21 protein-coding genes and 1 pseudogene are annotated in these 24,794 nt (G+C 56.5%); 19 read left to right on the top strand and 3 right to left on the bottom strand.

Annotated elements, in window-relative coordinates; translation table 11 throughout:
• The first annotated feature begins 123 nt into the window (after window positions 1-123).
• The 5 genes from tldD (at window position 124) to RUM8411_RS20130 (ending at window position 7,156) form a co-directional block, all read left to right on the top strand.
• Complete coding sequence (gene tldD, locus RUM8411_RS20150; RefSeq protein ID WP_085824526.1) at window positions 124-1,545, top strand: metalloprotease TldD; 1,422 nt, start codon at window positions 124-126, stop codon at window positions 1,543-1,545.
• Window positions 1,546-1,782: 237 nt separating this feature from the next.
• A complete protein-coding gene (dprA, locus tag RUM8411_RS20145) occupies window positions 1,783-2,919 on the top strand; it encodes a DNA-processing protein DprA (protein ID WP_085824525.1) in 1,137 nt (378 codons plus the stop codon).
• A gap of 174 nt (window positions 2,920-3,093) precedes the next feature.
• Window positions 3,094-5,736 carry a type I DNA topoisomerase gene (gene topA, locus RUM8411_RS20140; protein WP_085824524.1) on the top strand — a complete coding sequence of 881 codons (2,643 nt, stop codon included), beginning with the start codon at window positions 3,094-3,096 and terminating at the stop codon, window positions 5,734-5,736.
• A gap of 89 nt (window positions 5,737-5,825) precedes the next feature.
• On the top strand, window positions 5,826-6,530 hold the full coding sequence (locus RUM8411_RS20135; RefSeq protein WP_085824523.1) for a CoA transferase subunit A: 705 nt from the start codon (window positions 5,826-5,828) through the stop codon (window positions 6,528-6,530).
• Window positions 6,530-7,156 carry a 3-oxoacid CoA-transferase subunit B gene (locus RUM8411_RS20130; RefSeq protein WP_085824522.1) on the top strand — a complete coding sequence of 209 codons (627 nt, stop codon included), beginning with the start codon at window positions 6,530-6,532 and terminating at the stop codon, window positions 7,154-7,156. The genes RUM8411_RS20135 and RUM8411_RS20130 overlap by 1 nt, the downstream gene beginning before the upstream one ends.
• Before the next feature lie 42 nt (window positions 7,157-7,198).
• Here RUM8411_RS20130 and RUM8411_RS20125 read toward each other — a convergent pair whose 3' ends face one another.
• On the bottom strand, window positions 7,199-8,020 hold the full coding sequence (locus tag RUM8411_RS20125; protein WP_234995309.1) for a lytic transglycosylase domain-containing protein: 822 nt from the start codon (window positions 8,018-8,020) through the stop codon (window positions 7,199-7,201).
• Window positions 8,021-8,419: 399 nt separating this feature from the next.
• On the opposite strand from RUM8411_RS20125, the gene RUM8411_RS20120 reads away from it, so the two are divergent.
• The 14 genes from RUM8411_RS20120 (at window position 8,420) to pdeM (ending at window position 23,719) form a co-directional block, all read left to right on the top strand.
• Window positions 8,420-8,662 (top strand): Flp family type IVb pilin, encoded by a 243-nt coding sequence (locus RUM8411_RS20120; protein WP_085824520.1) that lies wholly within the window; start codon window positions 8,420-8,422, stop codon window positions 8,660-8,662.
• Between the two features lie 443 nt (window positions 8,663-9,105).
• Window positions 9,106-9,987, top strand: coding sequence for a Flp pilus assembly protein CpaB (cpaB, locus tag RUM8411_RS20110; protein WP_085824518.1), 882 nt, complete (start codon window positions 9,106-9,108; stop codon window positions 9,985-9,987).
• 194 nt (window positions 9,988-10,181) lie between these two features.
• Window positions 10,182-11,588 carry a type II and III secretion system protein family protein gene (locus RUM8411_RS20105; RefSeq protein WP_085824517.1) on the top strand — a complete coding sequence of 469 codons (1,407 nt, stop codon included), beginning with the start codon at window positions 10,182-10,184 and terminating at the stop codon, window positions 11,586-11,588.
• Between the two features lie 16 nt (window positions 11,589-11,604).
• The gene (locus RUM8411_RS20100; protein WP_085824516.1) at window positions 11,605-12,237 is read left to right on the top strand and encodes an OmpA family protein; all 633 of its coding nucleotides are present in this window, start codon (window positions 11,605-11,607) and stop codon (window positions 12,235-12,237) included.
• 196 nt (window positions 12,238-12,433) lie between these two features.
• Window positions 12,434-13,666, top strand: coding sequence for a CpaE/TadZ family protein (locus tag RUM8411_RS20095; protein ID WP_085824515.1), 1,233 nt, complete (start codon window positions 12,434-12,436; stop codon window positions 13,664-13,666).
• A gap of 24 nt (window positions 13,667-13,690) precedes the next feature.
• Complete coding sequence (locus RUM8411_RS20090; RefSeq protein ID WP_085824514.1) at window positions 13,691-15,142, top strand: TadA family conjugal transfer-associated ATPase; 1,452 nt, start codon at window positions 13,691-13,693, stop codon at window positions 15,140-15,142.
• Window positions 15,143-15,153: 11 nt separating this feature from the next.
• Window positions 15,154-16,122 carry a type II secretion system F family protein gene (locus RUM8411_RS20085; RefSeq protein WP_085824513.1) on the top strand — a complete coding sequence of 323 codons (969 nt, stop codon included), beginning with the start codon at window positions 15,154-15,156 and terminating at the stop codon, window positions 16,120-16,122.
• Window positions 16,123-16,132: 10 nt separating this feature from the next.
• The gene (locus tag RUM8411_RS20080; RefSeq protein WP_085824512.1) at window positions 16,133-17,116 is read left to right on the top strand and encodes a type II secretion system F family protein; all 984 of its coding nucleotides are present in this window, start codon (window positions 16,133-16,135) and stop codon (window positions 17,114-17,116) included.
• A 6-nt stretch (window positions 17,117-17,122) separates the two neighbouring features.
• Entirely contained in the window at window positions 17,123-17,707 is a 585-nt protein-coding gene (locus RUM8411_RS20075; protein ID WP_234995306.1) for a tetratricopeptide repeat protein, read from the top strand.
• A 30-nt stretch (window positions 17,708-17,737) separates the two neighbouring features.
• Window positions 17,738-18,589 carry a tetratricopeptide repeat protein gene (locus RUM8411_RS20070; protein ID WP_085824510.1) on the top strand — a complete coding sequence of 284 codons (852 nt, stop codon included), beginning with the start codon at window positions 17,738-17,740 and terminating at the stop codon, window positions 18,587-18,589.
• Between the two features lie 3 nt (window positions 18,590-18,592).
• Window positions 18,593-19,138, top strand: a complete 546-nt coding sequence (locus tag RUM8411_RS20065) for a prepilin peptidase (RefSeq protein WP_085824509.1) — start codon at window positions 18,593-18,595, stop codon at window positions 19,136-19,138.
• A 118-nt stretch (window positions 19,139-19,256) separates the two neighbouring features.
• Window positions 19,257-20,564 carry a DUF8689 domain-containing protein gene (locus tag RUM8411_RS20060; protein ID WP_085824508.1) on the top strand — a complete coding sequence of 436 codons (1,308 nt, stop codon included), beginning with the start codon at window positions 19,257-19,259 and terminating at the stop codon, window positions 20,562-20,564.
• A gap of 39 nt (window positions 20,565-20,603) precedes the next feature.
• Window positions 20,604-23,015, top strand: a complete 2,412-nt coding sequence (locus RUM8411_RS20055) for a ligase-associated DNA damage response DEXH box helicase (protein ID WP_085824507.1) — start codon at window positions 20,604-20,606, stop codon at window positions 23,013-23,015.
• Window positions 23,016-23,056: 41 nt separating this feature from the next.
• A complete protein-coding gene (gene pdeM / locus RUM8411_RS20050) occupies window positions 23,057-23,719 on the top strand; it encodes a ligase-associated DNA damage response endonuclease PdeM (RefSeq protein WP_085824506.1) in 663 nt (220 codons plus the stop codon).
• Between the two features lie 5 nt (window positions 23,720-23,724).
• Here pdeM and RUM8411_RS20045 read toward each other — a convergent pair whose 3' ends face one another.
• On the bottom strand, window positions 23,725-24,471 hold the full coding sequence (locus RUM8411_RS20045; RefSeq protein WP_085824505.1) for a LytTR family DNA-binding domain-containing protein: 747 nt from the start codon (window positions 24,469-24,471) through the stop codon (window positions 23,725-23,727).
• A 212-nt stretch (window positions 24,472-24,683) separates the two neighbouring features.
• A pseudogene (locus RUM8411_RS20040) lies at window positions 24,684-24,794 on the bottom strand (bifunctional methylenetetrahydrofolate dehydrogenase/methenyltetrahydrofolate cyclohydrolase); the annotation flags it as partial.

Below are 24,794 nucleotides of genomic sequence, written 5' to 3'. Positions count from 1 at the left end.
TCACACCTCACCCGTTGTCTTTGGCCGCGTTAAAAACCATATTCCTGCGGGTAGATAAAGCAAAATGCTTGCGTCAAACAGACGCTATTTTTGATCTGGATCAAACTCGAAAGGTCCCATCCGATGTCCAACGACCCATTTCGCCCCTTTGAAAGCGCTCTCCCACTGGACGAAGCGCTTGCGGTTTTGCGATCTGCCACCGCCGGGGCCGAGGATGGAGAACTGTTCGTCGAGCGGCGAAAATCCGAGTCTCTGGTCTTTGATGATGGTCGTTTGCGCACAGCATCCTATGACGCGTCCGAGGGATTCGGGCTGCGCGCGGTGCAAAAAGAGGTCGCCGGATACGCACATTCCACGGATGTTTCGATTCCGGCCCTGAAGCGCGCAGCCGAAACCGCGCGTCTGGCCGTAGGTGATGGCGGCGGTACGCTGGCGCGGGCACCCCGGGCGACCAACACACGGCTGTATACGGATGAAGACCCGATCGAATCCGCCAGCTTTCCGGTGAAAATCGAGACTCTGCGCGAGATCGACGCTTTTTCCCGCGATCTGGACCCGCGTGTTGTGCAGGTCAGCGCCTCTATCGCTGCCACAGTGCAAGAGATCGAAATCCTGCGACCCGATGGTGTTCAGGTGCGCGACGTGCGCCCAATGACGCGGCTGAACATCTCGGTCATTGTCGAACAGAGCGGACGCCGTGAAAGCGGATCGGCCGGAGGCGGTGGTCGCGTAGGTCTGGATGGCCTGATTGACCCGGCCGATTGGCAGGATAAAGCCCGCGAGGCGTTGCGGATTGCGCTAGTCAACCTGGATGCTGTGCCTGCCCCGGCAGGTGTTATGGAAGTCGCCCTTGGGCCCGGCTGGCCTGGTATTTTGCTGCACGAGGCCATCGGCCACGGGCTTGAGGGTGATTTCAACCGCAAGGGCAGCTCAGCCTTTGCCGGGCTGATGGGACAGCAGATTGCGTCCAAGGGCGTGACTGTGGTTGATGATGGCACCATCGCTGACCGGCGCGGATCGATTACTGTGGATGATGAAGGCACACCCAGTTCGCGCACAGTATTGATCGAAGATGGTATCCTGACCGGTTACATGCAGGACCGCCAGAATGCACGCCTGATGGGTGTTGCACCTACGGGCAACGGTCGGCGCCAGAGCTATGCTCACAAACCCATGCCCCGGATGACCAACACGGTCATGCTCAGCGGCAACGCCGATCCGGCGGCACTTGTGGCTGATATCAAAGACGGCATCTGGGCCGTGGGTTTTGGCGGAGGTCAGGTGGATATCACCAACGGCAAGTTCGTATTTTCGTGCACCGAGGCGTATCGGGTGGAAAACGGCAAGATCGGCGCGCCGGTCAAAGGGGCCACTTTGATCGGCGACGGGCCTTCGGCGCTGAAACGCATTCGGGGGCTGGGCAACGACATGGCGCTGGATCCCGGCATGGGCACCTGCGGCAAGGATGGTCAATGGGTGCCGGTGGGCGTCGGCCAGCCCACCGTTTTGCTGGATGGTCTGACGGTCGGCGGCTCGGCCACCTGACAGAGAATCGGCCTGCATGTTGGGAAGCAGGGTTAACGCCCCGCCTTGCCCGTTGAGGGCGCGCGACCTTTCCAGCGCGCCAAGTCTAAATTGGGCCTGGATTTTAATTCATACTTTTCAAAGCTCTAAGTGAACTAGAAAGGTGACTCACGAAAATTATCCGGAAAATTTGATGGGATTCACAAGCTGTTAACCCCGACGGCCGTAAACCAGTTCTGCAACTAGGCGGAGCAACGGATGACCGAAGAGCAGCTTTCTTCCAATCACCCCACACTCCCACCCACCACGGAAGAGGACAGGTTTTCCTGGCTTCGCCTGTTGCGCTCTCGCAAGGTAGGTCCGGCGACGTTTCGTCGATTGTTGCGGGAACATGGTTCAGCGCAGAACGCGCTGACCGCGCTGCCGGAAATGGCACGCGCTGCCGGAATTGAAGGGTATGAAACGTGCCCACCCGGCGTGATTGAGGCGGAACTCAAGGCCGCAAAAGCCGCAAATGCGCGGCTTTTGTGCCTTGGGTCCGCTGATTTCCCCGACGCATTGAACGACCTCTCCGATGCTCCACCGATGTTGTGGGCGATTGGGGACCTGTCTCTGTTACAGCGCAAGTCGATCGGGATGGTCGGCGCACGAAACTGTTCCTCGCTAGGTGCGCGAATGGCACGCGGACTGGCGGCAGATTTGGGTAAGGAAGGATACACCATAGTGTCCGGCCTGGCCCGAGGGATTGATACCGCGGCTCATATGGCCGCGCTGAAAACCGGAACCGTTGCAGTGATGGCTGGCGGAGTAGACGTGGTTTATCCGGCGGAAAACACCGATCTGGCAGGCGATATCGCAAAATCCGGGCTGCGGGTTTCTGAACAACCGATGGGTGTGACGCCGCAAGCGCGCCACTTTCCACGCCGCAACCGCATTATCTCAGGCCTGTCCCAGGCGGTTGTCGTGGTTGAGGCTGCCGCCAAATCCGGCAGTCTGATTACGGCGCGGGACGCCTTGGACCAAGGCCGAGAAGTTCTGGCTGTTCCCGGTCATCCATTTGATGCCCGCGCCGCGGGGTGCAACATGTTGATCCGTGATGGTGCGTCGCTGGTGCGATCTGCCGAGGACGTGATCGAAGCGTTGCCACAGCGGCAACCCGAAACGCTAGAGCCCATTTCTGACCCGCAACCTGACGTCCAGCAGGCCTCTGTCCCATCGCAGGCGTCTCTACATAGTGAAATCCTAGCAAGGCTGGGACCCTCCCCGATTGCCGAAGACCAACTGATCCGCGACATCGCGGCCACGGCCGGGGAAATCGGCCCGGCGCTGGTCGATCTGGAATTGGACGGGCGAATCCAGCGTCAGCCCGGCGGATTGTTGTCACTACAGGCTTGAGCCTCAATTCTCAAAACTCAGACCGGAAAAGCGGCGGCTCTTTTGTGACATATCAGGCTGAAATCTCCGTCAATTTCGCATGTTCAAAGGAACGCATTGACAATTCGCTCTTGCCCTACACATTTTGCACGGTCATAGAAGGCGCCCTATTCGTCGAGCGAGGTTTTCCCTTAAATGCCTGTAGTTGTTGTAGAATCCCCTGCCAAAGCCAAAACGATCAATAAATACCTTGGCCCTGACTACACGGTTCTGGCGTCTTATGGGCATGTTCGGGACCTGCCGCCCAAGGACGGATCGGTCGATACCGAGGATGCGTTTTCCATGAAATGGGAGGTCGGCAACGACAGCCGTAAACATGTCAAAGCCATCGCCGACGCGCTGAAAGAAGACAACGCCCTGATCCTTGCAACTGACCCCGATCGCGAGGGCGAGGCGATCAGCTGGCACCTGCAAGAGGCGCTGACCAAACGCCGTTCGATCAAAAAGGACACGCCGGTCAGCCGCGTGACCTTCAACGCCATTACCAAAGACGCCGTGACCGAAGCGATGCAAAACCCCCGTCAGGTCGACATGCCGCTGGTTGAGGCCTATCTGGCCCGCCGCGCGCTGGACTATCTGGTGGGGTTCAATCTGTCTCCGGTGCTGTGGCGAAAATTGCCGGGCGCCAAATCCGCGGGCCGGGTGCAATCGGTCTGCCTGCGTCTGATCGTTGAACGCGAGATGGAGATCGAGGCGTTCAAACCAGTGGAATACTGGTCGGTCCGGGCCCTGTTTGAAACCCCTCGGGGCCAGACATTTGAGGCCCGTCTGGTCACGCTGGCCGGCAAAAAGCTGGACAAACATGATCTGGCAAACGCCCCGCAAGCCGAGCTGGCGGTACAGGCAATCACCAGCCGCGCCCTTAGCGTCACGTCGGTTGAGGCCAAACCCGCAGCACGCAACCCCAGCGCGCCGTTCATGACCTCGACCCTGCAACAAGAAGCCAGCCGCAAGTTTGGCATGGGCGCGCGGCACGCGATGCAGGTCGCGCAACGACTGTATGAGGCCGGATACATTACTTATATGCGAACCGATGGTATCGACATGGCCCCCGAGGCTGTGACCGCAACCCGCGAGACGATTGCCGACCGCTATGGCGCGGAATACGTGCCGGACAGCCCTCGTATCTATAAGAACAAGGCCAAGAACGCGCAGGAAGCCCACGAATGTATCCGCCCGACGGATATGGCGCGGGACACCAAAGCTCTGAAAGTCACGGATGAAGATCAGCGCAAGCTCTATGACCTGATCTGGAAACGCACCATCGCCTGTCAGATGGCCGCGGCTAGGCTGGAACGTACGACGGTCGAGATCGGCAGTGATGATGGCCAGGTCGGCCTGCGCGCCACCGGTCAGGTGGTGATGTTTGACGGTTTCATGCGCGTCTATGAAGAAGGCCGTGATGATGTGGCCGACGAGGATGACAAGCGCCTGCCCCAGATCATGCAGGGCGACCCGGCGCGATTTGCCAAAACCTCGCTGCGGGATCAGTTCGCAAAAGCGACCAGTGAGGGCACGGATCGGGCCGCGAAAGAAGCCATTCTGTCTGAAAACGAAGCGGTTCTTGCGCTGCAGCACCACACCCAGCCGCCACCACGCTATACCGAGGCCACGCTGGTCAAACGCATGGAGGAATTGGGGATTGGGCGGCCATCGACCTATGCCTCGATCGTGACCACGATTCAGGACCGCGAATATGTGCGCAAGGACAAGAACAGGCTGATCCCCGAGGAAAAGGGCCGGATCGTCACGATCTTTCTGCTGAACTTCTTCCGCCAGTACGTTGGCTATGAGTTCACCGCAAATCTGGAAGGTGAGCTTGACGATGTCAGCGCCGGTGAGCGTGACTATAAGGACCTGCTGGGCAAATTCTGGCACGACTTCTCTGCGGCGATTGGCGAGACATCCGAATTGCGGATATCCGAAGTGCTGGACAAACTGGACGAAGCGCTTGCACCGCAGCTCTATCCGCCACGCGAAGACGGGTCCGACCCGCGTATCTGCCCGAAATGCGGCGCGGGTCAGCTGCACCTGAAAACCTCACGCACCGGCGGGTTCGTGGGCTGCGGCAACTACCCGGAATGCACTTACACGCGCCCCATCGCCGGAGAAGGCGCGCAGGGTGAAGAACGCCTGTTGGGTGAGGATGCGGGCGACGAGATCTGGCTGAAATCCGGCCGATTTGGGCCGTATGTTCAGCGGGGTGAGCCAACGCCTGAGAATAAGAAGCCCCCCCGCGCCTCACTGCCACGGGGTTGGAGCAAGGACGATCTGGATATGGAAAAGGCGCTAACGCTGTTGTCCCTGCCCCGCCAGATTGGCGAACATCCCGAAGGCGGCATGATCAGCTCGAATTTCGGGCGGTTCGGCCCCTACATCATGCATCAGATGCCGGAAGACGCCAAACCGGTCTACGCCAATCTCAAGGACCCCAACGATGTGTTCGAGATCGGTATGAACCGGGCGGTCGAGTTGTTGGCCGAAAAGCGTGCCAATCCCGGTCGGCGCGGCCAAGCGGCGGCCAAACCGCTGAAAGAACTGGGTGAACACCCCGATGGCGGCGCGATGCAGGTGCTGGACGGGCGCTATGGGCCATATGTGAAGTGGGAAAAGGTCAACGCGACCATCCCCAAAGACATCAAACCCGAGGACGTATCGCAGGAAATGGCTATTGAGTTGGTCAACGAGCGTGCAGCCAAGAAGGGCTCCAAAAAGAAAGCGGCCCCCAAGAAAAAGCCCGCCGCGAAGAAAGCCACCAAGAAGGCGGCGAGTAAGTAGAAATACCATCACCCCCTTGGTTTCGTTGACTTCCCGGTGACGTGGCGGCACAACCTGCCCACCACCATGTCATTGGGAGAGTTTTTTTCATGAAGAAAGTCTATGCCAACGCAGCCGAGGCGCTCGACGGGCTGCTGCATGACGGCATGTTCATCGCAGCCGGAGGCTTTGGCCTGTGCGGTATTCCGGAATTGTTGCTTGAAGCAATCAAGGAAACCGGCACACAGGACCTAACATTCGCGTCCAACAACGCCGGGGTGGATGATTTCGGCATCGGCATCCTGCTGCAGACCAAGCAGGTCAAAAAGATGATCAGCTCTTATGTCGGCGAAAACGCGGAATTCATGCGTCAGTACCTGAGCGGCGAGCTTGAGCTTGAGTTTAACCCGCAAGGAACGCTGGCCGAGCGGATGCGGGCCGGTGGGGCCGGTATCCCGGGCTTTTACACCAAAACAGGTGTGGGCACGGTCATCGCTGAAGGCAAGGAGCACAAGGACTTCAACGGCGAGACATATATAATGGAGGAAGGCATGTTTGCCGACCTGGCCATTGTCAAAGCCTGGAAAGCCGATGACACTGGCAATCTGGTGTTCCGTAAGACCGCCCGTAATTTCAATGTGCCTGCCGCCACCTGTGGCAAAATCTGTGTGGCAGAAGTGGAAGAGATCGTTCCGCGCGGCTCGTTGGATCCGGACGCTATCCACCTGCCTGGCATTTATGTGAATCGCATCATTCAGGGCACGCATGAAAAGCGCATCGAACAGCGCACGACTCGCAAGACGGAGGACGCATAATGCCCTGGGACCGCAATCAGATGGCCGCCCGCGCGGCGCAAGAGCTGGAAGACGGCATGTATGTGAACCTCGGCATCGGCATCCCGACGCTGGTGGCGAATTACGTCGGCGACAAGGACATCACTCTGCAATCGGAAAACGGAATGCTGGGCATGGGCCCCTTCCCGTTTGAAGGCGAAGAGGACCCGGACCTGATCAATGCAGGCAAGCAGACGATCACCGAGTTGTCCCGCACCGCCTATTTTGACAGCGCGACGTCCTTTGCCATGATCCGTGGTGGCAAAATCGCCGCCGCTGTTCTGGGCGCTATGGAGGTCGACGAAGAAGGTGATCTGGCCAACTGGATGATTCCCGGTGTTCTGGTCAAAGGCATGGGCGGCGCGATGGATCTTGTGGCCGGTGTTGGCCGCGTCATCGTGGTGATGGACCACACCAACAAGCACGGCAAGTCCAAGCTGCTGACGAAATGCACCCTGCCCTTGACCGGCAAGAAAGTGGTGAACCGCATCATCACCAATCTCGGCGTTCTGGATGTAGTCGATGGCGGCCTCAAGATCGTCGAGACCGCCGAAGGTGTGACCGAAGACGAAATTCGCGACGCGACCGAAGCGACAGTCGTCAACTAACCGCACATAAAGAACAGGCCCACCGGATCAGGTGGGCCTTTTTCAGTTCAGGGTTTGGAATACACACCCGTCTGATATCAGCTGCGGTGGCGTGGAACACAAAGCTCGGGCAATCTGGAATGCCGCCAGAACTTTTGGCACATAATCCCGCGTCTCGGAATACGGCGGCACGCCCTTGTGTTTACGCACGGATCCTTCACCCGCATTGTAACCCGCCAGCACCAGGATCGGGTCATTGCCGAACTCTGCCATCAACCAGTTCAGATATTTCACCCCGCCTGAGATATTCTGGGCGGGGTGCATACTGTCCTGAACGCCAAATCGCGCGGCCGTGGCGGGCATCAATTGCATCAGCCCTTGCGCGCCTGCTGAGCTGACGGCATCCGAGCGTCCTGCCGACTCGACAGATATCACCGCCAAAACCAGCGCGGGCGAGACACTTGTGCCTACGGTCGACCGCAAAATCTCAATCCCCTGCTGTTCGGCGATGTTCTGAAGGGTCTGCAGACGCGGCGAGGCTACGTTGATCGCCGCAAGCGCATTTATTGCATCATCCAACCGCCCAGACCCAGATTCTGCCAGTGCAGGCGATACCCTTTCCCAGAACGCCTTGTAGGAACCGATCGGCTTGTTCGCTGCCGTGCCTTGCGGCAGGTTTGGAGGCGTAACCTTGGTGCGTGCGATGATTTCCGGAACTATGATCTCGTCCCCGGTGCTGGGCGCAAACGGAGCTGCGGAATGTTCCTCGGGGGAGATTTGTACGGTCACCTTTGGGCGCGCACCCGGTTTTGGCGCCTTCACTCTCTTATATACGCCTCTGGGTTCAATCTCGTTTGCGACGGCGGATACAGGTCCCGTCATCATCAACGCCAAAACGCCGGCGCAGGTTATTGCGTCCCGGAGATTCATATTGCCTGCCTCTTAGTTTTATCTTTTCGGCAGTTTGAACCTTGAATCCTGTCATAAGGCTAGAAAAACACAGCGAATTGGGGCGATTTTGCCTCATTTGGCGCAATTTTGCATCGCCGGCACACTGCGACATCATTCACGCCCAACTTTTTATCGTTTAATTTCAGCTTATTACGAGAAAAACTACCAAATAGTTAAGTTGTGGCGGAAAAAAATGGTGTTTGGCCCAATTCCTGCCACGCCTACCCGTCAAACATAATGCCATACCGAGACGATCGGGAGCGGACTGAGAGACGAAGCTCTGGAAGACGCCGAGGTTTAACAGACTTTTAGATCCTTTAGGAGGGACACAACATGATCAAATTTATCAAGAACTTCCGCAAAGACGAAGACGGCGCCGTAACAGTTGACTGGGTCGTTCTGACCGCAGCCGTAGTTGGCCTGGCCGCCGTTGCCTACACTCAGGTTGGCAGTGGTACTGACGCCCTGGCCGGTAAAGTCGACACCGCTCTGTCGGGTGTGACTGTAACTGCGCCTGACGTGTCCGTTGGCGGCGGCAGCAGTTCTTCTTCCACTACTTCTACTACGGGCGGCTAATAAGCTCTGATAGATTTCTGAAGGGGGCCGCGATCATAAGAACGCGACCCCCTTTTTTTTCCTTTTTTTCCCAGGAAACCCGCGATGAGAAAATTTCAAGACTTCATATCAAGGGAAGACGGTGCCGTAACTGTCGATTGGGTAGTGCTCACATCGCTTGTCATTGGCTTCGGCATAATTGTCATGTTGAACTTCGCCGACCCGATTCAACACGTGGACTCCGAAACCGGCAACGCATTGTCCGGTGTGAGCATTGCCGACCTCAATTTGGGTATAACACCATAGTCCCTGCCAATACCGTTGAGGTGTCTCCGTTGGCACGGACTTAAAAAAAATTGTAGATTGTCCCCCTTTTCGACACAATTCCTCCATACCAAAGGGGCTGTCTAAGTCGTATCCGTTACGGCAAGTGAACCACAGTAGTATAAGAAGAGGGGACGCGAATGCGTGCAGTATTTGGACTTGTCCTGATTGTCGGAGTGGCCTTGGCTGGCGGTGCCGTCTATATGGCCCGCGATTACATCTCACAGTATCAAGCCCAACTTGCCAAAGAACGGCAAGCGGCCCAAGATGCGTTGGCGAATGCGAGTTCAATTGCAACCGTCGAAGTCATCGTGTCGACCCGGGCCATGAAATATGGTGAGCGCATAACCAACGAAGACGTGAGGATAGTGAACTGGCCCGAGGATGCGATTCCCGAAGACACATTCCTGGACATGGCAGTTTTGTTTCCAGAAAATGCCAAGGGTGACAGATATGTCCTGAGGGCCATGGAAAAAGACGAAGCCTTGATGGCTGTAAAAGTCACCAATCCTGGTGAAGCCGTCGGCCTGACCTCGCGCATTAAAAAAGGTAAGCGCGCCTTTGCAATCAGTGTCGATGTAGCATCAGGTGTTTCGGGCTTTCTTCGCCCTGGGGATAGCGTCGATGTTTATTGGACCGGATCTTTGCGAGGCGTCGTTGAAGGCAATAACAGTGAGATCACCCGCCTGATCCAGACCAATGTTGAATTGGTCGCGGTGGATCAGACTGCGGGGAGTGATTTGGCTGGTGCTACGATCGCACGAACGGTCACAGTCGCTGCATCACCTGAACAGATTGCGGCGCTCGCGCAGGCGCAAAACACCGGTCGCCTATCGTTGGCTTTGGTGGGCGTACAGGATGACACTGTCGCCAGCGCGGTCGAAGTAGACCAGCGAAAACTGTTAGGGATCAAGGAAGCAGTTCCTGTTCCGGTCAAGGCAAAGGAACAGGTGTGCACAGTGAAAGCACGCAAGGGCGGCGAAATCGTCGACACAGGAATAAAAACAGCCTGCACAAATTAACGACAAATCAGTGCGTTACATGACAGGGGCCGTGCGGATCGCACGGCCCCTGTCTGTTCGCATGTTGCGAATTGTCCACATAAGGAAAATTCCGGAAACCATTGATTATTGCAATAAAATCGTAATTCGCGCAGTGTTATCGCACATAAGGCAAAAAGCCGCATAAACGAGGCGTGATCGGAGAGGCAGGTCACATGAAAATACGTTCCTGGATTGGCGCAACCCTTGTTGGGTTAGCGCTTGTAGTTGGTCCGGTCGGAAGCACGGCCTGGGCTGAAACTCTTCGCGTGGTGAAGAATGGCACAGCGGAAACGCTGGATGTTCCAATGAACCGCGCAATTGTAGTAGAAAGTGAAGAGCCGTTCGCGGAACTCAGCATTGCCAATGCCGGCATCGCTGACATTTCGTCGCTCTCGGATCGCACGATCTATGTGTTGGGTAAGGCTCCTGGCCTGACCACACTGACCCTTTTCGACGGCGCGGGTAACTTGCTTGCAAACGTTCGGGTCCGTGTTTCACCGGATGTGTCCGAGTTTAAAGAAAGGCTGCGGCAGATTCTGCCGGGCGAGCCTATTGAAGTGCGTACTGCCAATGACGGCATCGTGCTTTCGGGCACCATTTCAAGCGCTGCCAAGCTGGCGCGGGCGCTGGAACTCGCGGAACGGTACGCACCTGAACGTGTTTCCAACCTGATGTCGGTCGGCGGGGTTCAGCAAGTTATGCTGAAAGTCCGCTTTGCAGAGATGAACCGGTCTGTGGCCAAAAGCCTGACTGCATCGCTCGGCTTTGCTGGCGGCGACGTAACCGGTGGTTTGAACACCTTGAATAACGCGGGTGCTCTGGCAAATGCCTTGAATAACAATATTCCCGCCGTCCAAACAAACACCGGTGCAATCCTGTTTGGTTTTGGCGCCGGATCCACTCAAGTCCGTCTGTTGTTGGAAGCACTGGAATCGAAGGGTCTTGCACGCAGTCTGGCAGAGCCCAACCTGTCCGCCCTTTCCGGCCAGGAAGCTACGTTCCTTGCAGGCGGCGAAGTTCCTATCCCAGTGCCGCAGGATGATGGCGTAATTGCCATTGAATACAAAGCCTTCGGTGTTGAAATCGACTTTATACCGCGTGTTGTGGATGGCGATTTGATCAACCTTGAACTGGCGGCGGCTGTATCGGCCATCGACAACAGTTCTGACTTTACTATTCAGGGTGACAACGTCCCCAGTTTCATCACGCGTCAAACCAGCACAACTATTGAACTTCGCGATGGTGAAAGCTTTGCGATTGCGGGTCTGATTCAAGATGACTTCAGCGACTTGAACAGCCAGATCCCTTGGATCGGTGATGTTCCGGTACTGGGCGCCCTGTTCCGCAGTGCTGAATACCAGCGCCAGCAAAGCGAACTGGTGATCATCATCACAGCGCATCTGGTATCACCGACACGCGGTGAAGCTCTGGCATTGCCAACGGATCGCGTAAAACCGCCCAGCGAGTTTGATCTTTTCTTGAATGGCAAAACCGCACGGACGACACGAGCAGGTGCTGGTGCCGCGTCTGAGGTCGCAAAACAGGATTTCGGTAGCTCTTACGGCTACGTCCTGGATTGATAGGAGGATAGGACCAATGCAGAAGTGGATAATCACACTGGGTCTTTCGGTCGCTGTCGCCGCATGTACGCGTGAGGCCGGATACGAAGCAGACCAGGGGGCCTTTGGCAACGCAACGCTGAACAACATCCAGGTCATGAATGGTGAATTGACCTATGCCCAGATCCTGGGGCAGCGATTCGCAGCCGAAGTTCCGACACAGATCAACTTTGCCTTCAACAGCGCACAGTTGGACGAAACGGCGCAACGGGTTCTGTTGCGCCAGGCGGCGTGGATAAAACAGTTCCCCGAGGCACGGTTCCGCGTCTACGGACATACGGATGCTGTTGGATCAACAGCTTACAACAAAAGTCTGGGTCAGAGGCGAGCCAACGCAGCCGTGGCCTTCCTGACCCGGCAGGGCATCTCACGCTCACGGCTGGAAGCTGCTGTATCCTTTGGCAAATCGCGCCCGCTGATCGACACCCCGAACCGGGATCGTCGTAATCGTCGGACTGTGACGGAAGTATCGGGCTTTGATGACCGCAATCCTCTGGTGTTGGATGGTAAATACGCTCTGATCGTGTATCGCGAATATGTGGGCAGTGCTCAGTACGAGAGCCAACTGCGTCGCCAGACTGCGATTGGCGACACTTCAAAACAACAATAAACTGTGATTGGGCGACATCGTCGCCCAATTCCCTACAATTGGTTCTTTTGCGCCCAAATCTTGCCTAAGTTCCAAGCCACATTTTCAACAATTAGGTGACCTGCGCCCAAAATTGGCCGCAACGGGGCAAAAGCAAACCAGATCGAGCCATGCCGGCTCACTGTGTTTGACGGCTCTGACGACGAGGATTGTGTTAATGACCAGCGCTACGCCACAAGACGAAAATACTGCCATTCTGGCCTGCACGATCAGTCGTGACGTACAGAATTTCGATCTGCTGATCGAAGATATGGAAGCCGCCCTGGGTGAGCGGTGGGGCGACCTCGGATTTGCCGAAGCCCTGGCCTTTTTCAGTCAACCTGACGCAGATTCTCTGCAATTTGTTGCACTTGCGATCGATGGTGAGGACGAAGACAATCTTACCATGATGGGTGAGATCATCACCCGAGCCAAAGAAAAGAACGTTAAGATCGTCCTGATCGCCGAAGATGTAACGCCGGCTGCACTACATCAGTTGCTGCGCAAGGGTGCTGATGAATTTGTGCCCTACCCTCTTCCCGAAGGAGAGCTGCAGGAAGCAATCGAACGGATGAACAAGCCCGATCCGGTTGCCGTTTCACAAGCCGCAGCGCCTCTGGCAACCGGCGAATCAAAGGAAGGCGCCCTTTTTGTCGTCCACGGCCTCGCTGGTGGCGTTGGATCCACCACTATGGCGGTGAACCTGGCCTGGGAGCTTGCAACGGTATCCCCGAAAGAAGCGCCTACAGTTTGTCTGATCGACCTTGATCTGCAATTCGGAACCGTCTCGACCTATTTGGACCTTCCGCGCCGCGAAACCGTCTTTGAAATGCTGTCGGATACCGCAGCGATGGATGACGAAGTTTTCGCGCAAGCACTTCAGACATATGAAGAAAAACTGCAGGTCCTGACGGCACCATCGGACATGGTTCCGCTGGACTTGATCACCCCGGAAGATATCGATCGTGTGATCAACACCGCGCGCAAACACTTTGACTATGTGATCGTGGACATGCCGTCGACACTGGTTCATTGGTCGGAAACTGTCCTGCAAGCCGCGCATGTGTATTTCGCCATGATCGAGTTGGATATGCGGTCAGCGCAGAACGCTCTGCGCCTAAAACGTGCCCTGCAGGCAGAAGAATTGCCTTTCAACAAACTGCGCTTCGCCCTGAATCGCGCGCCGAAGTTCACTGATCTGAATGGCAAAGGCCGGGTAAAACGCATGGGCGAAAGCCTGGGCATTTCAATCGACCTGCAACTTCCCGACGGCGGCAAGCCGGTCATGCAAAGCGGTGATCACGGTCTGCCGCTGGCAAACGCGGCTGCCAAAAACCCGCTGCGCCGGGAAATCGCCAAATTGGCCAAATCGCTTCACAGCCTTGGCAGCAGCGACGCCGAAGCCGCGTAAACCAGCCCCAAAGGGAGAACCGCCTTGTTTTCTAGATATAAAAAACAGCCCGAGGGGCAGCCGGTTCAGACACCTGCAGAGGCCCAGACCAAGTCACCTGCGCCAAAACCTGCGGCGGATCCGGTGTCTGGCGCAAATGCGGTCGCCCGACGACCCTCTCAGAAGAAGTCAGCAGAACCAGTCGGCAATGACCGTGATCGGAAACGCAAGGAACGGCTGGGCGAGATCAAAATCGAACTGCACCGGGAGTTGCTTGAAAACCTGAACCTCGCAGCGCTAGAAAAGGCCGGCGAATCCGAATTGCGCGCAGAAATCAGCGCAATTGCCAGCGAAATCCTTGAGACCCGCAATATTGTTCTGAACCGCGAGGATCGCTCGCAACTGAACAAAGAACTCTATGACGAAGTAACCGGGCTGGGTCCGCTTGAGACCTTGCTGCAGGACGATACAGTCAACGATATTCTGGTGAACGGTCCGCAACAGATTTTCGTGGAACGGGATGGTAAGCTGGAAATCAGCGAAATCACTTTCAAGGACGAAAAGCACCTGATGCGGATCATCGACAAGATCGTATCCGCCGTGGGTCGTCGCGTTGATGAATCCAACCCTTACGTTGACGCCCGTCTGGCTGATGGTTCGCGTTTTAACGCAATGGTGCCCCCGATTGCGGTCGATGGATCGCTGGTGTCCATTCGTAAGTTTAAGAAAGACAAGCTGGGCATCGACGATCTTGTGAATTTTGGCGCCTTCACTGAAGAAATGGCCGCCTACCTGCAAGCTGCGGTGTCGACCCGCCTGAACATCATCGTTTCAGGCGGTACCGGTTCCGGTAAAACAACAACGCTGAACGCGCTGTCCAGCTTTATCGACGACGCCGAACGCATTCTGACCATCGAGGATACAGCGGAACTTCAGCTGCAGCAGACCCATGTAGGCCGGATGGAAAGCCGCCCGCCCAACGTCGAAGGCAAAGGTGAGGTCAGCCCGCGCGACTGTCTGAAAAACGCGCTGCGTATGCGTCCTGACCGCATCATCGTGGGTGAGACACGGGGCGCCGAGGTGATCGACATGCTGCAGGCCATGAATACCGGCCACGATGGATCGATGACCACAATCCACGCCAACTCGGCCCGGGATGGTATTTCGCGTCTGGAAAACATGATCGCCATGGCCGGGATTGAAATGCCGATCAAGGCGGTTCGCAGCCAGATTTCAAGCGCTGTGAACCTGATCGTACAGGCCAGCCGCCTGCAGGATGGTTCACGCCGGATGACCTCAATCACGGAAATCACCGGTATGGAAGGCGATGTGATATCAATGCAGGAAATCTTTCGTTTCCAACGCGTTGGCCTAACACCGGATAATAAAATCATCGGCCATTTCACGGCCACCGGCGTCCGCAGCCATTATTCGGAACGCTTCCGTCTGTGGGGCTTTGATCTGCCCGCTTCCATCTATGAACCAACGACAGTGTAGGAGATCCTGATATGCAACTGCCCGTGGAGGCACTCATATACGTCGTGATCTTTGTCGCGGTTCTATGTCTGGTTGAAGGTATTTATCTGGTGGCGTTCGGCAAGTCCATCAGCCTGAACAGTCGCGTCAACCGAAGGCTGGACATGCTCGAAAAAGGTGTCGGGCGCGAACAGGTTCTGGAACAGCTGCGCAAGGAAATGCAGCAGCATATGAAAACCCAGAGCATCCCGCTCTATTCCTTGCTTGCTGACAAGGCTCAGAAGGCCGCAATCGCCTTTACGCCGCGACAACTCATCCTGATTATGGTCCTTGTGTCCGCCTTTGCATTTGTGGGGCTAAGTATCGGTACAGCGACCGATATGGCCCTGAGAGTGGCGCTTTCCGCCGCAATCGGTGTCGGTGGCGTCTACGCTTGGGTCAACAACAAGGCCAAGAAAAGGATGGGATTGCTGGAAGAGCAGCTGCCTGACGCAGTGGAACTGATGGTTCGTTCGCTGCGCGTGGGTAACCCGTTTGTGTCGTCCATCCAGATCGTCGCAAGTGAAGTACAGGACCCGCTGGGCACCGAGTTTGGTGTGATCGCTGATGAATGCGCCTATGGCCGAGACATAGGTGAAGCGCTAAAGGACCTCGCTGAACGGCTTGATATGCAAGACCTTCGCTTTTTGGCGGTTGCCGTTGGTATCCAGCAGCAATCGGGTGGCAACCTGGCCGAAATTCTGGCCGGCCTGGCACAGGTGATCCGGGCGCGTTTTCGCCTGTTCCGCCGCGTCAAAGCAATTACCGCCGAAGCGCAGTGGTCCGGTAAGTTCCTGTCCGGCTTCCCGCTGTTCTGCCTCATTTTCATCCTGGTTAAAGACCCAGGATATTATGACGAAGTGCTGGACCACGAATATTTCATTCCAGCCTGTTTCTTTGTTGGCATCATGCTGACACTGAACATCTTCGTCATGAAAGTTCTAACAAACATTAAGGTCTAAGGGGACTGCAATGGAAATCCTGACGCAACTCAACGACCTGTTAAAACAGCACCTGGGCGAGTTCGGCCCTCTCATCGTGGTCGGTGTTCTAGGGCTGTTCATGATTTTGGTCACGATCCCTCTGATGCTGAACCAGCCTGAGGATCCCCTGAAAAAGCTGCAGCGATCCAACGCTGCTCCGAAAAATGACAAGAATCCCAAAAAGGACAAGCTGCGTACCGCAGGTCGCAACGAGAAGTTGGAGAAATTCTCTAACTTCCTGGAACCTCAGGACAAAGAAGAATTGTCTGCCATGCAGCTTAAGCTGCGCCAAGCCGGGTATCACTCCAAAGATGCCGTTAGGTTCTTTCACTTTGCGCAGTTTGCACTTGGCATCGTAGGTATTATGGTCGGCATAGCGCTGGTGACTGTGCTGTCTGGAGGTCAGGAGTTTACACCTGCGCAAATGGCACTCCGTGTCATCCTTCCTGCCGCAGGGTTTTATTTTCTTCCGCGCTACTGGATCACACGCCGTGTAGCGGAACGGAATGAAGCGATCACCGCGGGGTTCCCAGACACGTTGGACCTGATGCTTGTTTGTGTTGAAGCAGGACAATCTCTGGATCAGGCCATCGTGCGCGTCTCCGGAGAGATGAAGTCCTCTTATCCCGATATCGCACAAGAATTTGAAGTTGTCGCCTACGAGTTGAAGGCCGGTAAAGAGCGCGATTCGGTTCTTCGGGACTTTGGAACCCGATGTGGTGTACAGGACGTCAGCTCATTCGTTACGGTTATGATCCAATCGGCGACATTCGGTACATCAATCGCCGAAGCTTTGCGGGTATACGCCAGTGAAATGCGTGACAAACGCGTGATGCGTGCCGAAGAGGCCGCCAACAAGTTGCCAACAAAAATGACGCTTGCCACAATGATGCTTACGGTACCGCCGTTGCTGGTCATTCTGGTTGGCCCCTCGGCAAAAGGTATCGCTGATTTGTCCAACGCCGGGGGCTAAAACCCAATGAGCTCAACACTCGGGTGCATCCATACCGGGATACGCCGCGCAATTCAGGCCACCATGGTGATCATCATGGTGGCTTCTTGTACGGAAACGGGACGGTCAGGCGACCTGGAGGCTCCAGGGCTTGATCCAAAGGGCTCTGCAGCCAATGAGATCGAGGTCGGCAACCGTTTGATGCAGGCGGGCGAGTATGAGCTGGCGCTGAAGTCATTTGCGCGCGCGGCGCTTGACCAGGGGATGACACCCCAAATCCTGACATCGATGGGCACGGCAAATCTGGGCCTGCGGCGTCTTGGTCAGGCCGAAGACCTGTTGCGGCGTGCGGTCAAAGACGATCCGAACTGGCCTGCCCCATGGAACAATCTGGGTGTCCTTCTGGTTGAAATCGGAGAATACCCCGAGGCAGCGCAGGTCTTTAAACGGGCCTATGCGCTGGACAATGGCGAAAGTGACGCAATCCGGGACAATCTACGCTTAGCACTCGCAAAAATGGATAATCCTGTTAATATCGCACCGGAAGAACAAGAAGAGTACGAGCTGGAGCAGCTGGGCGACGGGCAATTTAGGCTCCGCAAGCTCCCGTAGCAAAGAGTCAGAGCAGTAAGGGACGCAAAAATGCGCCAACAATTCTTGATTCCGTCAATCGTGATGTGCGGGCTGATCCTGTCTGCCTGCGAAAAAGAGACCGAAGAAGAAAAGATCGAAAAAACCTTTCAGGAAGTGAACGTCATTGACGAAACAAACCTGAACGAGGTTCTGCTGACCGCCGCCGATCCGAACGAGGCCGTGACCTATTTCCAGGGCGCCGCTGCCAAAAACCCCGATCGGATCGATCTACAGCGGGGTCTGGCGATTTCCCTGTCACGCGCGAAACGCACAACCGAAGCGGCCACCGCCTGGAAAAAAGTGACTGGCATGAAAGGCGCGACGAACATCGATCGAGTCGAATATGCAGACGCTTTGGTACGCTCAGGAAATTGGGGTCAAGCCAAGGCAGTCCTAGACGCAATCCCCCCCACCTATGAGACATTCAGGCGCTACCGGCTTGAAGCAGTTGTCGCCGATTCCCGAAAGGATTGGAAACGGGCCGACCAGTTTTATGAAACTGCAGTGGGCCTGACCACGCGCCCGGGTGGGGTGATGAACAATTGGGGCTATTCCAAACTGACACGCGGTCAATATGACGAGGCCGAGCGTTTGTTCACCGAAGCAATCCGTCAAGACAAATCATTGTTTACGGCAAAGAACAATCTGGTTCTGGCGCGGGCTGCCCAGGGAAACTATAGCATGCCAGTTGTGCCAATGACGCAGATCGAGCGCGCCATGCTGTTGAACACAATGGGTATTTCTGCGGTCAAACAGGGCGACGTGACAACCGCCAAAAACCTGTTCCGAGAAGCGATTGCGACCCATCCACAACATTATGACGAAGCAGTTCGCTCGCTCCGCGCGCTCGAGGAAGCCTGATCCATGACCATCCCGGTGGTTGCTGCAGCTTGGTTTCTGCCATTCGTTCTGCCGATCTGCATTTACGTGGCATTCACGGATATGCGGGACATGTTGATCAAGAACCACGCGGTGGTCGCCCTGGCTGTGGTTTTTGTTGTTGTCGGGCTTTTCCTGTTGCCGCCTTGGTCGATGGACTGGACCGCAAGCCAGATTGGGCCGGTGACGGTTTCTTTGCCGCCATACATCTGGCATTTGCTACATATCGTTGTTGTGCTGATCGCGGGCGTCATCTTGAACGCTGCCGGCGTGATGGGAGCGGGCGACGCCAAGTTTCTGGCAGCGGCAGCGCCATTTATCTGGCCCGGCGATTACATGTTGATAATGTTCATCCTGATTTCAACAACCGTTGCAGCTTTTGCCACCCACAGGTTGGCTAAAAACACGGCTCTCAGAAGCATTGCGCCGGATTGGGAAAGCTGGAACCGAAGCCACCAATTTCCCATGGGCTTTTCGCTGGGCGGCAGCCTGGCCATCTACCTGATTTTGGGAACGGTTTACGGCTCGTAAACTATCATCAGTCCGCCTTGTCCCTGCCTTGGTACTGACACAAATCGGGGCCAAATTTTCTGCAAGCGGCCCTGTGGCAGGGCTATTGGCGTGAATACTGGATAGACGGGCAACGCTCATGAATATGCAGACCACTTCGGTAATGGCCCCCCCTACCCCAAAGGGCCTGGGCGAGATGAAATTGCCCATCGTGATGATGCGGGACATTCTGCTCAAAACGATTTTTCGCAAGAATGTGGATACAGTCAGTGAGGTCGCACAAGCGATCTGTTTGCCTGGATCAGTGACGCAGGAACTGATCGACATATCGCGCGAACAGAAACTGCTTGAGGCCACCGGGACCCTAAGCGCAAACAGCGGTAACGAGATGGGGTATCAGCTGACCGATGCCGGTAAAGCCCGCGCGTTGGACGCCCTTAGCCAGTCCGAGTATTTTGGCGCAATGCCTGTTCCACTGGATGTTTACAGCGAACAGGTCAAGCGCCAGTCAATCCGCAACATTCAGGTCACGCGTGACCAGCTGGTTGGTGCCATGGGGCATCTGGTTTTGCCTGATAGCCTGTTGGACCATCTGGGCCCTGCAGTCAGCGCTGGCCGGTCGGTTCTGATGTATGGTCCTCCGGGCAACGGTAAATCCTCGATCTCGAACGGGATCAGGGACGCTTTGGGCGACAATGTCTATGTGCCCTATGCTATCGAATATGCTGGGCAGGTGATCACGGTTTATGACCCCATCGTCCACACCGCCGTCGAGCAAGAGGCCGACGACCCTAACAGCCTGCGTCGTCGCAAACGGTTCGACACGCGCTATGTGCAATGCGAACGCCCAACGGTTGTGACCGGTGGTGAACTGTCACTCAGTATGCTGGACCTAGTCTACAACCCCACTGCGCGGACCTATCAGGCGCCGCTTCAGCTAAAGTCGACCGGTGGCATCTTTATCGTGGACGACCTTGGTCGTCAGCAGGAACCACCGCAAGCTCTGATCAACCGCTGGATTGTTCCGCTAGAGGAAAACAAGGATATTCTGGGTCTGCAGTCGGGTGAGAAATTCGAGGTGCCATTTGATACGCTTGTCATCTTCTCGACCAACTTCCACCCGAATGAGATTTTTGACCAAGCGGCTCTGCGCCGGATCTTCTTTAAGATCAAGATCGACGGACCAGACCAGGAAAACTACCTGAAGATCTTCGCCATGGTCGCCCGCAAGCGCGGCATGCCCTTGGACGAAACGGCATTGGTGCATCTGCTGAAGGTCAAATACCCGACCATCAACAATGTCTATGCCAACTACCAGCCGATCTTCCTGATCGACCAGATGATCTCGATCTGTGAATTCGAGGGCATCCCCTATCAGATGAGCCCCGATCTGATCGATCGCGCCTGGGCTAATATGTTCGTCAAAGACGAGAAGATCGTCAATTAACGCCATGCCAATTTGTTAACGGACGGGTAATCTGCACGCATGACGCAGATTCCCGTTCGGATCACAGATTGGTTTGCTGCCAAGGGCTGGTCTGTCCACCCACATCAGCAAGACATGTTCGACCGGGCCTCTGACCCGGCGACATTGCTGATTGCACCGACCGGCGGCGGCAAGACCATGGCTGGGTTTCTGCCCACTCTGGCTGAGCTGGCCGCGCAAGAGCACACCGGTCTGCACACGATCTATGTCTCGCCCTTAAAGGCGCTGGCCGCCGACATACGTCGTAATCTGCGTGGCCCGGCGGATGAGATCGGCCTGCCCATCCGGATCGAAGATCGAACCGGCGATACCTCGGCCACGCAGAAGAAACGCCAACGCGTCGACCCGCCGCACATATTGTTGACCACGCCGGAAAGCCTGGCCTTGCTGACCTCGTACGAGGACGCGCCACGGATGTTTGCAGGCGTGCAACGGGTGATCATCGACGAAATCCACGCTTTGGCCGAAAGCAAGCGCGGGGATCAGTTGATGCTGGCCCTGGCCCGGTTGCAAAGCCTGTGCCCCGATTTGCGACGGGTCGGCTTGTCGGCCACCGTCGAAGACCCCGAAGCGATTGCGCGTTTCCTGGCCCGCCATCCCGACCCTTGCCGGATCATCCAGGCCGATCCTGGCCCCGATCCGGATATCCGAATGTTACAGACACAGGAAATGCCGCCCTGGTCAGGCGGCGGCGCAGCCTATTCCATCCCGGCGGTGTTGGTGCAGATCAAACAGCACAAGACGACGTTGATCTTCCACAACACTCGCGCACAGGCCGAGATCTTCTTTCACAACCTGTGGCTGGCCAACGAAGACAGCCTGCCCATTGGAATCCACCATGGCAGCCTTGACCGGCAACAGCGCGAACGGGTTGAGGCCGCGATGGTGCGCGGTGATTTGCGGGCCATTGTCTGCACTGGCAGTCTGGATCTGGGCATCGATTGGGGGGATGTGGATCTGGTGATCCAGATCGGTGCACCCAAAAACGTCAAACGGTTGGTGCAACGGATCGGGCGCGCGAACCATCGCTATAACGCGCCTTCCAAAGCGTTGCTGGTGCCAGCCAACCGGTTTGAGGTTGTTGAATGTGTCGCCGCTCTCGAGGCCGCAAAAGCGCATGAACTGGACGGAGACCCACGAGGGGCAGGCCCACGGGACGTATTGTGCCAGCACATCCTGATCGCCGCAGCGGCAGGGCCGTTTTATCCGAATGCACTGTTCACACAGATGACCTCGGCGGGACCCTATGCGCAGCTTGGGCGCGCAGAGTTTGACTCCTGCCTCGAGTTTTGCGCCACTGGCGGCTATGCCCTACGCACCTATGACCGTTGGCAGCGGCTGCAACAGCGCCCGGACGGCCAATGGCAATTGCGCGACCCAAGGGCGGCCCAGCGTGTCCGGATGAACCTTGGTACCATTCAGGACACCGACACATTGAAAGTTCGCCTGAAACGCAATCGGGGCGGCAAGCCGCTGGGTGAGGTCGAAGAAGCGTTTGCCGCCTCTCTGACCCCTGGTGACACTTTTCTGATCGGCGGTCAGATCGTGCGCTACGAAGGTCTGCGCGAGATGGTGGTCGAGGTCAGTCGCCGGGCAGATCGAAAGCCCAAGATCGCTACGTTTTCAGGCACGAAATTTGCGACATCAACACAGCTGAGCGACCGGATCCTGCGCATGTTTGCCCAACAGGACTGGCCACAGTTGCCGCAACACACGGCGGACTGGCTTGCGCTGCAGCGCGACATCTCGCGCCTGCCACAGCGCGATCGCCTGCTGATCGAGAGCTTTCCGAATGACGGGCGGGAAAACCTGTGTGTGTACGGTTTCGCCGGACGCAACGCACAGCAAACACTGGGGCTGCTGCTGACCAAACGCATGGAGGAAACAGGGCTGGCACCGCTAGGGTTTGTCTCCACTGACTATGCGACGCTGATCTGGGGCCTGGACGCGGTAACGGACCCGCGCCCGCTATTCCAGTTGGACGCGCTGCGCGATGGGCTTGAGACCTGGCTGGCTGGGAATGCGGTGATGAAGCGAACCTTTCGTGCCTCGGCCACTATCGCCGGGCTGATTGAACGAAACACAGGCGGGCAGCGTAAAAGCGGGCGACAGGCGACTTTTTCGTCGGATATCCTCTATGACACGCTGCTGAAATACGACCCCGACCACCTGCTGATGCAAATCACCCGCGAAGAGGCGATGCGCGGTCTGGTCGATTTCGGACGGGTCGAAGCTATGATTGCGCGGATTGGCGACCGAATAGACTTATTGCGGCTCGATCGCGTCTCTCCGCTTGCCGCCCCATTGTTTCTTGAGGTTGGGAAAGTGCCGGTCAAAGGCACGGCCGAGGAACGCCTGCTGGCCGAAGAAAGCGCCCGGCTGCTGCAAGGCGCCGGTCTGCAACCCGGCTGAAACTGCTTGCGTGAAAGCTCCAAACGCGCAAAGAACGTACCATGAACGAAGTTTCATTTTCTTTTGCAGATCGGACCCTGTTCGCTCTGGGGTCCGGGGCCCTATGGTGGCCGGATCAAAGCCTGCTATGCGTGTCGGATCTGCATCTTGGAAAATCCGAACGCATGGCCCGGCGCGGCGGCCCCGCTTTGCCGCCCTATGACAGTCAGGACACGCTGAATCGGCTGGCCAGTGACCTTGATCGAACCAATGCAGAGTTGGTCATCTGCCTGGGCGACAGCTTTGACGATCTGGATGCACTGTCAGCGCTCGGAACGAACGAAAAGCTGCGGATCACAGCCCTTCAGGCTGGTCGGCGTTGGATCTGGATCGAGGGCAACCACGACCCCGGTCCGATTGACCTGGGGGGCGCGCATCTATCGGAAAGCGTGATCGACACTCTGACCTTCCGTCACATCGCACAAGCGGGAGGTCAGGCCGAGATCTCGGGCCATTACCACCCCAAGGCGCGCATCCGGACACGAGGGCGTTCTATAACACGCCCAGCTTTTCTGGTTGATGATGCGCGGTTGATCCTGCCTGCCTATGGCACCTACACGGGTGGTCTGCAGAGTTCCGATCAGGTCCTGAACACGCTGATGAGCGACAATGCCCTGGCTATTTTGACCGGGCCAAACCCGCAGATCATTCCGATGCCGCGATAAGTCGTTCAGATCACTCCATGTTGCTCTAGCATCGGTTTGTATTTGCGGCTGACCGGGACGAGGTCATCGTTTTTCAACCGAAGAAATGTTTTTCCATCGGTCTTTTCGACGCCGGTAATAGCGTCATCCGTCACCCAATGGGACCGATGTGTACAATGGCCGGTAATCGGCTCCATCTCGTCAATCGCATCGGTAAATCGCGAACGGATTGTGAAAACCCCCTGAGACGTGACCACGTCCACAAAGTGATCCCGCACCGTCAGACGATAGACCCGCCCACTAAAAGTGTCCGGCAACCGCTTTGCAAGGCGTGGCAAACTGGGCTCAGGTTCTTGTTCCAGCATTTCCCCCTGCATGTGTCCCCGGACCAAAACCAGGCCCGTGGCAAAAAGCGCCCCATAAGGTACGACCGACAGCAAACCCGGGGCCTGCTGCCCGCCCGCCTTCAACAACAGCCAGGACATCAACCAAAGCGAGGGCACAAACAGCGCCAGAACCACCAGAACCAGGATCACGTCACGGGCCGAGAAATGCGCCTCGGAGAAGTACTTCTGCGTCAGTCTCCTTGCGATCCATGTCACACATAAGGCCAGAGCAGTGACACCGACCCAGAACAAAAACCGCATCGGAAAGGACAGAAACATATTGGGAAAGGGTTGGAACGCAAAGGCCAGCAGCGGCAAGAATACCATAGCAGCCAGCGCTCTGCTTGGCGTGAACTCGGCCAGGATTGAGGTCAGTTTTCGCGACATACAAGCTCAACATCAGTCAATGGACCCCAACCAAGCCCCTTTGACCTTAACATTCACAACGTAACTGGCTGGAAACACGGGTTTATCATCGAACTGGTATTATTCAAACCCGTCATTTCAAACTTAATTTTACCTTTTTGAAACACTTGGGCCGAAGAATGTCTCCACTCTTCGGCCCAAACATCAATTGCGTCGCAGTTAGACCCTCTTTCTTATGCGGTCAGGCCTTTTGGTTCTGGGAGTTTGTTTGCGCGGCAGCATGCGGTGAGGGTGTTGGCGAGCAGGCAGGCGATGGTCATGGGGCCGACGCCGCCGGGGACCGG

Source organism: Ruegeria meonggei, from assembly GCF_900172215.1.
Lineage (GTDB): Bacteria > Pseudomonadota > Alphaproteobacteria > Rhodobacterales > Rhodobacteraceae > Ruegeria > Ruegeria meonggei.
The sequence above is the reverse complement of the archived record's forward strand: the minus strand, read 5'-3'. Positions and strand labels throughout refer to the sequence as shown.